The organism is Microbispora sitophila (assembly GCF_014892245.1).
Lineage (GTDB): Bacteria > Actinomycetota > Actinomycetes > Streptosporangiales > Streptosporangiaceae > Microbispora > Microbispora siamensis.
The window spans coordinates 639,647-652,265 of record NZ_JADBGC010000001.1; the positions used below are offsets into that span (position 1 = coordinate 639,647).

Sequence of the window (12,619 nt, forward strand, 5' to 3'; positions counted from 1 at the left end):
GAGCTGGATCATGACCGGCTCCTCCCTACCGAATTCTAGATTCCATTACTAGAATCCCGTTCAAGCGAGGCTGGGTCAAGGTCGAGTCAAGGGAGCTGCGCATGGGCGGAATCGTGGAAGGCCGTGTCGTGATCGTCACCGGTGCCGCGCGGGGCATCGGACGGGGACACGCGCTGGAGTTCGCGCGTCAGGGCGCCAAGGTCGTCGTCAACGACCTGGGCGCCGAGGTCGACGGCACCGGGTCGTCCACCGGCGCCGCGGGCGAGGTGGTCGAGGAGATCAGGGCCATGGGCGGCGAGGCCGTGGTCGACGGCGAGGACGTCTCCGACTTCGACGGCGCGCGGCGCATGGTCGAGCGGGCCGTGGAGACCTTCGGCGACCTGCACGTCCTGGTCAACAACGCGGGCATCCTGCGCGACCGGATGCTCGTCAACATGACCGCCGACGAGTGGGACGCGGTCATCCGGGTGCACCTGCGCGGCACCTTCGCCCCGCTGCGGCACGCCGCCGCCTACTGGCGGTCCAAGGCGAAGGCGGGCGAGGCGCCGGACGCCCGGGTGATCAACACGACGTCGTCGTCCGGCATCTACGGCAACGCCGGCCAGGGCAACTACGGCGCGGCAAAGGCCGGGATCGCGTCGCTGACGATCATCGCGGCCAAGGAGCTGGCGCGGTACGGCGTGACGGTCAACGCCGTCGCGCCCGCCGCGCTCACCCGGATGACCGAGAACCTCATCCCGGGCGGGAGGCGGCCCGTCGAGGGCGGCTTCGATCCGGCGGCGCCGGACAACATCGCGCCGCTGGTGGTCTGGCTGGCGAGCGCCCAGTCACGGGGGATCACGGGCCGCGTCTTCAACGTGCGCGGCGGGCACATCAGCGTCGCGGAGGGCTGGCACGCCGGGCCGGGCGTGGACAAGGACGCCCGGTGGGATCCGGCCGAGCTGGGCGAGGTGATCCCCGCCCTGGTGGACAAGGCCGCGCCGAACGCCCTCACCAGCGGGCGCATCCCGAACGGAGAGGAGTGACATGCCGCTCGACCACGGTCTGATCGGGGTGGAGAGCGCGCCGTACGAGCGGTCGTGGACGTCCGCCGACACCCTGCTGTACGCGCTGGGCGTCGGAGCGGGCACCGAGGAGCTCGCCTTCACCACCGAGAACTCGGCGGGGATCCCCCAGCGGGTGCTGCCGACGTTCGCGGTCCTGGCCGCCCAGGCCCCGACAGGACGGCGGCTCGGCGACTTCGACCCGGCCATGCTCGTGCACGCCGAGCAGGCCTTCGAACTGCACCGCGAGCTGCCGCCCGCCGGACGCGTACGGACGACCTCGACGGTGACCGGCGTCTACGACAAGGGTTCGGGAGCGCTGGTGACGAGCGAGGCCAGGGCGGCCGACGCCGAGAGCGGCGAGTTGCTGATCACGAGCCGCAGTTCGGTGTTCATCCGGGGCGAGGGCGGCTTCGGCGGCGAGCGCGGCCCCCGCGACGAGTGGGCCGAGCCGAGCAGACCGCCGGACCACACGGTGACCTACGAGACCCGCCCGGACCAGGCGCTGCTGTATCGCCTGTCCGGCGACCGCAACCCGCTGCACTCCGACCCCGCCTTCGCCGCCCGCGCCGGCTTCCCCCGGCCGATCCTGCATGGGCTGTGCACGTACGGGATCACCGGGCGGGCGCTGCTGCACGCGGTGGCGGGGTCCGACCCGGCCCGCTTCGCGGCCATGTCGGGACGGTTCAGCAAGCCGGTCTTCCCGGGCGAGACGCTGACCGTGTCGATCTGGACGTCCGGCGACGGCGCGACGGCCCTGTTCCGTACGGCGAAGGAGGACGGCACCGTGGTGATCGACCGGGGCAGGGCCGCCTTCCGTCCCGCCTGACCTGGAGACGCGGCGCGCGGGGAGTCGCCGGGGTCAGCGCGGGAGTCAGCTCAGCGCGGCCCCGGCGTCGTCCACCGCACCTGTGGCTTCAGTGGTGGCGGCGGCGTCGTCGTGGGTGGCCAGGGGGTCGCCGAAGCGGCGGATGAGCGCGATCGCCGCATCGACGACCTCCTTGGCCTCCTCCTCGGTCTCGCTCGTCGCGACCTCGCGGCCGGCCTCGCCGATCACGCTGGTGAGGACCGAGACCGTGAGGCGGTCGGTCGGCGTGTTCGCCGCGCCGAGCAGGACGGCGTTCTGCCGCACCCACTCCCGGCCGCGGGTGCGCCGCATCAGCTCGAACCCCGGCGGGCCGTCGCCGTCCATGAACAGCCGCGCCAGGTCGCGCCGCTGCCAGGACCCTTCGAGGAACGCCCTGGCCCCCGCGATGAACAGCTCGACGGGGTCCTTCACACCCGCCTGCTTCGCCGCGGCGACGCTGGACGCGGCGGCCTCCTCGTGGGCGGCCTGGTGCTCCTCCCACAGTGCGAGGAACAGCTCGGTCTTGCCGCCGAAGTGGTGGTAGAGGCTGCCGACGCTGGAGCCCGCGCGCTCGACGACGTCCGCGACGTTGGCGTCGGCGAAGCCGTGCTCGGAGAAGACCTCGCGCGCGGCCTGAAGCATGCTCTTACGCGTCTGGGCGGTGCGGCTCCACTCCCACGAGCCGCTCCTGCCGCCAGGCTTGCGTGCCATCTGGGCTCCTTGTTTCCAGGGACGGCGCGTTTCCAGGTACGACGCCATCGTAGCCGGTCAAATTCTAGAAAGTGATTCCAGACCTCTTGACACCTCTTCGGCGGGGAACCAGGCTGGAGCCGATTCCTAGAGAGCAATTCTAGAAAAGAGTCGCGTCGATGGACTTCTCCCTGAGCCCAGAGGAACTGCAGATCCGTGACACCATCCGCGCGTTCGTGGAGCGGGAGATCATGCCGCTCGAACCCGAGGTGCTGCGCAGCGAGCGCGCCGGCGGCCCCGGGCTCGATCCCGAGGTCCTGAGCGACCTGCGGCTCAAGGCGAAGAAGATGGGCTTCTGGGGCATCAACACCCCCGAGGAGTACGGCGGGGCCGCCCTGGGCCCGGTCATGTCCGCGATCATCGCCATGGAGATGGGCCGGACGTTCGTCCCGTTCAGCTTCGGCGGGTCGGCCGACAACATCCTCTACGCCGGCACCGAGGAGCAGAAGCGGCGCTACCTCATCCCCACCATCGAGGGCGAACGCCGCTCCTGCTTCGCCATCACCGAGCCGGGCGCGGGCTCCGACGCCCGCAACATCCGTACGCGTGCCGTCAAGGACGGCGGAGACTGGGTCATCAACGGCGAGAAGACCTTCATCACCGGCGGCAACGAGGCCGACTTCGTGATGGTGTTCGCCGTGACCGACCCCGACAAGGGCGCGAACGGCGGCGTCACCTGCTTCCTGGCCGACCGCGACATGGGCTGGAAGTCCGAGCCGATCCCGACGATGGGGCAGTGGGGCCCGGCCTCGCTGGTGTTCGAGGACGTCAGGGTGCCGGAGGAGAACATCCTCGGCGAGCTCGGCAGGGGCTTCGAGCTGGCGATGCAGTGGATCGGCCAGGGCCGCTACATGATCCCCGCACGGGCGGTCGGCTCGGCCGAGCGCATGCTGCAGATGGCGATCGACTACGCCAAGATCCGCGTGTCGATGGGCAAGCCGATCGCCGAATACCAGGCGATCCAGTGGATGATCGCCGACTCGCAGGTGGAGATCGAGGCGGCGAAGTGGCTCACGCTGCACGCCGCCTGGCGCGTGCAGCAGGGCATGGACGCCCGCCACGCCTCCTCGATCGCCAAGCTGAACGGCGCGGTCATGGCCAACCAGGTCGTCGACCGCGTGCTGCAGATCCACGGAGGCATGGGCTACACCAAGGAACTGCCCATCGAGCGGTGGTATCGCGAGCTGCGCCTGTTGCGGATCTTCGAGGGCACCGACGAGATCCAGCGCCGGACGATCGCCCGCAACCTGCTCAAGGGCCACGCCCGCCTCGGCACGATCGGGGAATGAGGATGGCGGTAGGAGAGCTGTTCAACCCCCGGTCGATCGCCCTGGTCGGGGCGACGGACAAGTCCGGCTGGTCGATCAGCACGCTGACCAACCTCCGTACGCACGGCTTCCGAGGGCCCGTCCACCTGGTCAACCCGCGCGGCGGCGTGGTGCACGGCGAGCAGGCCCACCGCAGCCTGTCCGACATCCCCGGCCAGGTCGACCTCGCGTACGTGATGGTGCCGACCACGGCCGTGCTGCCCGTGCTGCGCGAGGGAGCCAAGCTCGGCATCCGTCACTACGTGATCCTCACCGCGGGCTTCGGCGAGACCGGCCCGGAGGGCGCCGCCCTGGAGACGGAGATCGTCGACTTCGCCCGCGAGAACGACCTCACCGTGCTCGGCCCCAACGGCAACGGCTTCATCAACGCCGCCGCGGACGTCACGCCGTACGGCCTGCCGATCCCGTCCCCGCTGCTGCGCGGGTCGGTCGGCGTGGTGCTGCAGAGCGGCGCGCTGGCCAGCTCGGTGCTCGGCTTCGCCCAGGCTCGCAACGTCGGGATCAGCCTGCTCACCTCGATGGGCAACGAGTCGCTCGTCACCGTCACCGACGTCATCGACTACCTGGTGGACGACCCGGCGACCAAGGCCATCGCGCTGTTCCTCGAGTCGGTCCGCGACCCGGCCGCGTTCTCCCGGGCGGCGCGGCGGGCGCTGCTCGCGGGCAAGCCGATCGTCGCGCTGAAGATCGGGCGCAGCCGGCTCGCCTCCCGCACCGCCCAGGCCCACACCGGCGCGCTCGTCGGCGACGACAACGTGATCGACGCGGCGTTCCGGCAGCTCGGGGTGGTGCGGGTGCGGTCACTTGAGGACCTCATCATCACCGCGGGCCTGCTGGCCGAGGTGGGCCCGCTGCCGGGCCCGCGGATCGGCGTCGTCACGCCCTCGGGCGGCGCGTCGGAGATCATCGCCGACCGGGCCGAGGACGAGGGGCTGGAGCTGCCGGCGTTCGCCCCGGACACCGTCGCCCGGCTGCGGGAGATCGTGCCCGTCTTCGGGACCGTGCAGAACCCCCTCGACGTCACCGGCTATGTGCTCATCGACCGTACGCTGCTCGGCCGCGCGCTGGAGGCCGTCACCGCCGACCCCGGTGTGGACGCGGTCATGCTGCTGTCGGACCTCCCGCGCGTCGCGCCGCCCGACCCCGCGCCCGTGTACGCCATGTTCTCCGCGAGCGCCAAGCGCATCGCCGAGGCCCCGATGCCGGTCGTCGTCGTGAGCAACGTGCTGACCGACGTCACCGAGTTCGGCCGCGACGTCCAGCGGGAGGCGGGTTTCCCGTACGTCGCGGGTGGCATCGAGCACGGCATGCACGCCATCGGCGCCGCGGTCCGGTGGTCCCGGGCGTACCGAGCGGCCGTCGAGGCGGCGGACGCAGCCGTCCCGGCGAAGGCCGTGGCGAGCGCCCCGGCGATCGAGGCGGGGACCGGCGTGTGGGCCGAGCACCGGGCCGCCGCCCTGCTGTCGTCCGCCGGGATCCCGGTCGTGCCCGGCGAGCTGGTGTACGACGAGGAGTCGGCGGTCGCGGCGGCCGTCGGGTTCGGCTACCCGGTCGTCCTCAAGGTCGCCGCCGAGGGGCTCGGCCACAAGAGCGACGTCGGCGGGGTCCGGCTGGGGCTGTCCGACGCGCGGGACGTCGAGCGGGCCTACCGCGAGGTCGTGGCCGCCGCCGCGGCGGTCCCGGGCACAGGCCGGGTGGGTGCGCTCGTCCAGCCGCAGCGCGGCGGCGGCGTGGAGCTGCTGGTGGGCGTCGTACGGGATCCGGCGTGGGGGCTCACCCTGGCCGTCGGCCTGGGCGGGATCTGGGTGGAGGCGCTGCGCGACACGGCGCTGCGCGTCCTGCCGGTGGACGCGGCCGAGGTGCGGCGGGCGCTGGACGAGCTGCGCGGCACCGCGCTGCTGCGGGGCGCACGCGGCACCGAGCCCGCCGACCTCGACGCGGTCGCCGAGGTCGTGGCCCGCGTCGCCGCCTTCGCCGAGAGCCTCGGCGACGACCTGGAGTCGCTGGAGATCAACCCCCTGCTCGTCCGCGGCTCCCACGTGGAGGCGCTCGACGCCCTCGTCACCTGGCGGGGGTGAAGCCCGGTCGTCCGTCCGTGCCCGGCGCCCGCCGCCGTCGCGCGCGGACGGATGACAAACATATCCGGGCATATTCTGGCGCGTCTGAAAAGCGCAATTCGCGACGCCGGGCAGGGTCGCTTCGCCGGCCTCTATTGAGTGACCGGTATGTGGCCGACGGTGAAACTCCCAGCTCGGATTGCCTGAAGTGGCGCATGGACACGCGACAGGGCCGGGTAATCGCGAAATATGCTCCGAGGAATTGTTTGACAGCGCATGCCGGGTGGCTCACGATCACGTTGAAATCGGTTTCATCGAACGCCACTCCGAAGGGGGATCCATGCGTCTTCCGCTGGCTTCATCGGGAATCGGTATGGCCGGGATTCTCCTGGCCGCGCTGTTCGCGACTCCCGCCCAGGCGGCGCCCGCGGACGTGCCGGCCGGGTACGCCTGCGCGGTGACCTACGCCAGCGTCGGGTGGACCACCGGTTTCACCGCCAGAGTGACGATCGCCAACACCGGGACCCGGGTGTTCAGCCCCTGGATCCTGCAGTTCGTCTTCCCCGGAAGCCAGACGATCATGCAAGGATGGAACGCGACCTTCTCCGAGACCCCGCCGAGCGTCCAGGCCGCCAGTAGCTGGTACACGAGCATCTCTCCTGGCACGAGCTTCAATATCGGCTTCAACGCCAACGGGGCCGACGACCACCCCACCGGCTTCACGCTCAACGGCGTCCCCTGCGCGGTGACCTACGGGCCTTACTGATGGCAGCGCGGTTCGGCGTCCACGGCGAACGGGTGACGAGATGCATCGGATCAGAAAGACGATTCACCGGTACTGTGCGGCGCTCATGATGGTGGCCGGGCTCGTCCCGGCGGCCACGGGCGCTCGGGCGGCCGTCCCGAACGTGTGGGGGTTCGCCTACGTCGACGCGCTCGCGGGGCCTCCACCGGCCGCGCATCAGGGCCTCTCGCCCGCGGGCGTCATCACGAGCGCATGGACGCTGCCGAACCTGGTCGAGGTCACGTTCCCCACGATCCCGCTCACGGACGGAGTGGTGCACGTCACGGCCGTCTCGCCCAAGCCCGAGTGGTGCCAGGTCGCCAAATGGGGTCCCGGCGCTCCGGGGCTGTCGGTGCAGGTGCGGTGTTACAAGTACGGCGGCGCCCCGGTGTTCGTGCCGTTCACCATCGTGTACGAGCAGAGCAGCGGCACTCTCTCCCCGCCGGAGGCCGTCGCCTACCTCTACTACGACGGCGCGTCGGTGGCCTCCTCGTACAACTCGACCGCGGGAGTGAACAGCGTCGCGGCGGGGCCCGTGGGGGTCTGGACGGTCACCCTGCCCGGGCTGCCCACGACGCCAACCGGGAATCTCCAGGTGACGGCGGTCGACCCGGCGCAGCCCGCGCGGTGCAAGGTCGGCAACTGGACTCCGAGCGCGGCCGGGCAGGTGGTCGAGGTGCGGTGCTTCGACGCCACCAGCAAGCCTCTCAAGACCGGCTGGACCCTGAGCTACACCCGGCAGCGAGCCATCACCGGGGGAGCGAAGCCGCCGAAGTACTTCGCGTACACGATGGACGAGTCCCCGACCACACCCGGGCCGTACCCGCCGTCGTCCGCGTGGAGCTACAACTCCAGTAGCGGGCCGAACACGGTGCAGGACGCTCTTCCGTTCCGCTGGGTGAGGTTCCCGGGCGTCGGGGTCCTGCCGGACGACGTCCAGGTCACGGCTTTCGGTCCCGGCCCCGAATACTGCCAGCTCGGCGGGCTCTGGTCGGTCAGCGGAGCGATCGTGGACGTCAACAAGGTGGCCTGTTTCAACGGCACCGCGTTCACGAAGCAGCGCACCTTCGTCACCTATACGTCGGCCACTTGACCGGAACGGCGCCGGCCGTTCCACTGCCAGGCGTTCGCGTCCTTGTCGAAGATCCGTACGTTGCCGGGGGCCCCAGTGATGGAGGCGGGGCGGTGAAATGTCCTCCGAAATCGATGAAGTCAGGCATCGTCGGGAAACCCAGTCGGGCCCCGGGCGCGCCGTGCCGGGTGTGGCGGTCGGCCCGCGGGGGTCAGCCGCCCAGGCCGGCGTCGCGAGCGCGGGCGATCGCCTCACCTCTGTGCCGCGCGCCCAGCTTGAGCAGCACGTTCGACACGTAGTTCTGCACGGTCTTCACGCTGAGCCCCAGCCGCACCGCGATCGCCTCGTTGGTCAGACCCGCGGCCATCCGCTCGAGGATCTCCGTCTCCCGCTCGGTGAGCTGTGGGAACGGCCCGGATCGCGGGGTCGCGGCGAAGACGCGTTCGGCGACGGCGGCGTCGAGGATCGCCTGGTTGGCGTGGACCGCCGCGAGAGCGCGCAGGATCTCCTCCGAGGACGCGTCCTTCAGGACGTATCCCCGGGCCCCGGCCCGCAGGGCCTTCCTTACCAGCGCGTCGTCGGAGTGCATGGTGAGGACGAGCACGCGGACGTCCGGCGCCCGCCTGCGGATCCGCTCGATGGCCTCGACCCCGCCGCCGCCCGGCATGTGCAGGTCCATCACGACGATGTCGGGCCGCGTGTCCACGGTCGTCTCCTCGGCGGAGGCCGTGTCCCAGGCCTCTCCCACGACCTCCACGTCGGGCACGCTTTCGAGCAGCCGGCACAGACCCATGCGGAACACGGGATGGTCGTCGGCGACCACGACTCTCATGGCAACTCCAACGGGAAGACGGCCGTGACGGTGGTCCCGCGGTCCGCCCTGATCGCGAACCGGCCGCCGATCGAGGTTACGCGCCGCCGCATGGACGAGATGCCCACGCCGGCCACATAGCCCGGACCGATGCCCCGGCCGTCGTCACGGACCTCCACCCGCAGCGATCCCTTCTCCTGGCGCAGGCTCACGGCGCAGCCACGTGCCCCGGCGTGACGGAGCACGTTGGCCACCGCCTCCAGGACGACCAGGTAGGCGGCCTCCGCCACGGCGGGCGGCGGCTCGACGACCCCGGAGACCGTCAGCGTGCACTCCACGTCGAGCGCGGCGCACCGTTCCACGTGCTCGCGGACGGCGGCCACCAGGCCGAGGTCGGCGACGGGACCGGGTTGCATGGCGTCGATGATCCGGCGCACCTCGCGCGCCGCCATCCGCACCTGGTCGCCGATGAGCCGCAGATCCCTCTCCTCCCGGCTCCCCGGTCCCAGCCCGCGGCGTACCCCGTCGAGACCGAGCCCGGCTCCCGACAGCAGGGGGCCGAGCCCGTCGTGCAGGTCCTGCCGCAGCCGTAGCCGCTCCTGGGCGGCGGAATGAATCGCCTGCTGCCGCGCCCGGTCCAGCTCGGCCGTCAGGCGCGCCGCCGCGAGGGCCGCCGCGACGTGGTGGCCGAGCTCGGCGATGAGCCGCAGGTCCTTCTCGCCGTACGGCTCCCGCCTGGCCCGCCGGCCGACCACCAGTGTGCCGAGGCGCTCCCCCTGGGCGACCAGAGGCACCTCGATGGGTTCGGGTCCCGGCTCACCGGACCTGGCGATCTCCTCCGACAGGCCGTCGGTCAGCAGCGCGACCGCCACGCCCGGACTGCGCAGAGCGTCCGCGACCAGAGGCGCCGCCCGGCGCGCGATGTCCACGGCGGTCGCCGCTCCGCCGAGCTGGCGCCGCAGCTCCGCCAGCGCGTCCAGCGGGCGGTCGCGGTAGCCGTACAGGAGGCGGCTCATCCTGTGCTGGAGCACTCTGCGTCCGGACTCGATCAGGGCCGCGACGGCGGCCGCGGCGACCAGCGCGACCTGAGGAGAGACGGCCCGGCTGAGGGCCGTCCCGACCAGCGCCACCGCGGCGAGGTAGCCGGAGAACATGAGGCCGGTGACGGCCAGGTAGACGAACGTCCGCCGGATGACGAGGTCGATCCCGTACAGGCGGTGTCTCAGGACGGCGAGCGCGATCGCGACCGTCGGCGCGATCGGAATGAGCAGGATCGCCGCCTGACGCGCGTGGTGGGGCAGCAGGCCGCCGGCGATCTCGATCAGCAGCACGTAGCCGGCGGCGTACAGCAGGTAGGTGATCTGCCGCCGGGCGACCGGCCCCGATCTGATCCACCGGACGACCAGGGACGCGATGCTGACCAGCGCCACGACGATTATGGCGACGGCGATGAGGTCCCAGGGTTGCCCGACGGCGGCCAGGGCCGTGACCAGCAGTCCGGCCCAGACCACCGGCCGCCATCGGGGCGTGACCGGGCGTCCGTCCGGGAACAGCGCGGGCAGCACGGTGAAGAACGGCACGAAGAAGAAGGCCCAGATCCAGCCGGTCACCCACTCGGCGGCGCTCCAGCCGGGCCAGTGGCCGGCGGCGTAGCCCCACAGCAGCACCCCCAGGGCCGCGGCCGTGCCCATGGACAGCAGCACGAGGCCGATGCGGCTGCCCTCGCGCGACCGGATCAGCGCCACTCCCGCGACCGTGTGCACGACGGCCTGCGAGGCGTTCTGCGCGAGCGCCCACTCCATCCCCGTCGCGCGGATCACGAAGGCGCAGCCGGCGACGGTGCTCGCGAGCACCACGGCCGCCAGTGTCTGTGCCGCCCGTTCCACGAGATCAGCGTCCGCCGCCGGCCTCAGACCTGTCCAGCGGGGACCGGGCGGCGCAGGCCGTACGCCACCAGGCAGAGCCCGAACGCCGCGAACGCGGCCGCCCCTCCGTACGGCACGAGGAATTCGAGCACCAGCCCCGCGACGATGGCGGCCCCCCACCAGCGCACGCCGCCGTCGAGCAGGAAGGTCAGGCCGACGACCAGGACCCCCAGGTAGAAGACGTACATCAGCATCTCGACCATCATGAACCCGCTCGGCAGGTCGCCTCTGCCCATGAGGGCGCCCCACACTATCGCGCCGACGGTCACCGCGACGTGCATGAGCGGTCCGGACGTCAGCATGATCGCCCCGGCGCGGCCGACCGGCCCCTGCCGGTCCCTCCGGCGGGCCCACAGGGCGATGAGCGACACGGGGATGAGGACCCAGTACCACTTGACGGTGAGACCGCCGACCCACTGCGCCGGCTCCTCCTGGCCGGTGGCCCGGACGTGGTCGATGAGCGCGTAATGAGCCGCGAGCAGCACCGCGCCGAGCGTGAGCGCGGCGCCGACGACCTGGAGCGGCACATGGGCCAGCCGATCGATGAGCTTTCGCATCGTTTGCCTCCCTGGTTCGGTTGGCTCCGATGCTGTTCCGCGGCCTTCCCGGAGGGCATCGGGCGCCGCTCCCGATCGTCCGGGAGATCCCACCGGGACCGACCCGGCGGGGAGGCCGCGTGCGTCCACGCCGCCGCCCGAGCATCCGATCGCGGCTGCGCTCAGCGCACCGATATTGACGAGCCGTGCGATCGCGGTGATTTCCGGTCGTATCGCCCAATAATCAGGGCGGGGCGCTGAAATGTCCCCCGGAATCGATGAAGTACGCAACCATAATCGACGAGGGAGCTGCCCTTGCCTCTCACTGAACAGGGAGAGGTGTGGCCCTCGAGATTCGGCGGACCCCGCCGCAGCGGCCACGCGCAGAAGCGTGCAAATGCGTCAGGGCCGGCGATGTCTCGACTTGAGGTAGTCGCTCACCCACTTCTTGCTGCTGCGCCACATGCCGTCGTCTCCCTTGATCGCACGCAGCCGTCCCCGTGCGGCAGCGACCCGGAGGGCATCCTCGCTCACGTCGCGTGTCGCGAGAGCGGGTAGGGGGACGAGCTTGACCGGACCGGCCACCGCCGGCATGACGAATCGGTACAGATTTGCCGTCACGCTGCGTGCGATCAGCTCGCCCAACGGGCCGAACTCGTCATTGTCGGCTCGACGCAACGCCTGGAGGTACTTGTCGCGATCGCGCTTGTAAATGATCGCTGGTGGATATCCGAGTCGGCACAGGACCAAGTTCAGGACCAAACGCCCCGTCCGTCCGTTGCCGTCGAGAAACGGGTGGATCTGTTCGAATCGGTTGTGAACACGGGCCAAACGTTCCGGGAGGGGTTCTCCGGACTCGCCGCGAAGGTCTTCGACCGACTTCACCCAGTCCCGCATGTAGTGATCGACCTCCGGCCACAGCGGCGGTTTCATGCCGCCGGGGAATTTGGCGATCTCGTGCTGTCGAAAGTCACCCGGGCCCTCCGCTGGGGTGGCATGCGGGTGAGGGTCCACAGCCCACACGAGCGACATCGCGGTGTGGTGTATCTGACGGACCTCCTGAAGCGTGATGAGCTCGCCGTTCTGCCAGTCCCCCGGCTCCAGCGCCTGCCCGTACACCCACTTGGCCGCGTCTCCGTACCCCCTCACCTCCATGTAGTCCTTGAGCGGCTTCGCGCCGACCGCGCGGCCCTCGTCAAGAAGCTTCTCCACCTCTTGCAGCACGAGCGTGTTGCCCTCGATGGCAGTGCTGTTGTGGGCCTCCTGATGCCAGATGTCGGACCAGATGTCCTCCGCCTCCGCAGGTGAAGGCAATCCGCCCAAGCGGTCACGGAGTTCCTGAACGGCCTCATCCAGGCGCTGGTACACAGTCGCCCTGGAGGGCCTGCCCGGTCCTGGCACCGACGCTCCCCGGATTTGTTCGGCTGGACGTATTTAACTGTACCGAACAAATTCCGCCGCGGTTG

At 70.9% G+C, this 12,619-nt stretch carries 11 protein-coding genes; 6 read left to right on the forward strand and 5 right to left on the reverse strand.

What is annotated here, in order from left to right:
- The first annotated feature begins 101 nt into the window (after positions 1-101).
- The gene (locus IL992_RS02950) at positions 102-1,025 is read left to right on the forward strand and encodes an SDR family oxidoreductase (protein ID WP_193201711.1); all 924 of its coding nucleotides are present in this window, start codon (positions 102-104) and stop codon (positions 1,023-1,025) included.
- Position 1,026: 1 nt separating this feature from the next.
- Positions 1,027-1,872 carry a MaoC family dehydratase gene (locus IL992_RS02955; RefSeq protein ID WP_193201712.1) on the forward strand — a complete coding sequence of 282 codons (846 nt, stop codon included), beginning with the start codon at positions 1,027-1,029 and terminating at the stop codon, positions 1,870-1,872.
- A 45-nt stretch (positions 1,873-1,917) separates the two neighbouring features.
- On the opposite strand, the gene IL992_RS02960 is transcribed toward IL992_RS02955, so the two are convergent.
- Complete coding sequence (locus IL992_RS02960) at positions 1,918-2,601, reverse strand: TetR/AcrR family transcriptional regulator (RefSeq protein ID WP_193201713.1); 684 nt, start codon at positions 2,599-2,601, stop codon at positions 1,918-1,920.
- A 158-nt stretch (positions 2,602-2,759) separates the two neighbouring features.
- On the opposite strand from IL992_RS02960, the gene IL992_RS02965 reads away from it, so the two are divergent.
- The 4 genes from IL992_RS02965 (at position 2,760) to IL992_RS02980 (ending at position 7,902) form a co-directional block, all read left to right on the forward strand.
- Positions 2,760-3,929 carry an acyl-CoA dehydrogenase family protein gene (locus tag IL992_RS02965; RefSeq protein WP_193201714.1) on the forward strand — a complete coding sequence of 390 codons (1,170 nt, stop codon included), beginning with the start codon at positions 2,760-2,762 and terminating at the stop codon, positions 3,927-3,929.
- Positions 3,926-6,046: an acetate--CoA ligase family protein gene (locus tag IL992_RS02970; protein WP_226872096.1), complete on the forward strand. Its 2,121-nt coding sequence runs from the start codon at positions 3,926-3,928 to the stop codon at positions 6,044-6,046. The genes IL992_RS02965 and IL992_RS02970 overlap by 4 nt, the downstream gene beginning before the upstream one ends.
- Before the next feature lie 352 nt (positions 6,047-6,398).
- Positions 6,399-6,791 carry a cellulose binding domain-containing protein gene (locus IL992_RS02975; RefSeq protein ID WP_193201715.1) on the forward strand — a complete coding sequence of 131 codons (393 nt, stop codon included), beginning with the start codon at positions 6,399-6,401 and terminating at the stop codon, positions 6,789-6,791.
- Between the two features lie 40 nt (positions 6,792-6,831).
- Complete coding sequence (locus tag IL992_RS02980) at positions 6,832-7,902, forward strand: hypothetical protein (RefSeq protein ID WP_193201716.1); 1,071 nt, start codon at positions 6,832-6,834, stop codon at positions 7,900-7,902.
- A 190-nt stretch (positions 7,903-8,092) separates the two neighbouring features.
- Here the strand turns inward: IL992_RS02980 and IL992_RS02985 are convergent, their stop codons facing one another.
- The 4 genes from IL992_RS02985 to IL992_RS03000 form a co-directional block, all read right to left on the reverse strand.
- Entirely contained in the window at positions 8,093-8,713 is a 621-nt protein-coding gene (locus IL992_RS02985) for a response regulator transcription factor (protein ID WP_193201717.1), read from the reverse strand.
- Positions 8,710-10,578, reverse strand: a complete 1,869-nt coding sequence (locus IL992_RS48185) for an ATP-binding protein (RefSeq protein ID WP_193201718.1) — start codon at positions 10,576-10,578, stop codon at positions 8,710-8,712. Before IL992_RS48185 ends, IL992_RS02985 begins: the two co-directional genes overlap by 4 nt.
- Positions 10,579-10,601: 23 nt before the next feature.
- A complete protein-coding gene (locus IL992_RS02995) occupies positions 10,602-11,174 on the reverse strand; it encodes a hypothetical protein (protein ID WP_193201719.1) in 573 nt (190 codons plus the stop codon).
- Between the two features lie 381 nt (positions 11,175-11,555).
- Entirely contained in the window at positions 11,556-12,521 is a 966-nt protein-coding gene (locus tag IL992_RS03000; protein WP_193201720.1) for a Fic family protein, read from the reverse strand.
- Positions 12,522-12,619: the final 98 nt, after the last annotated feature.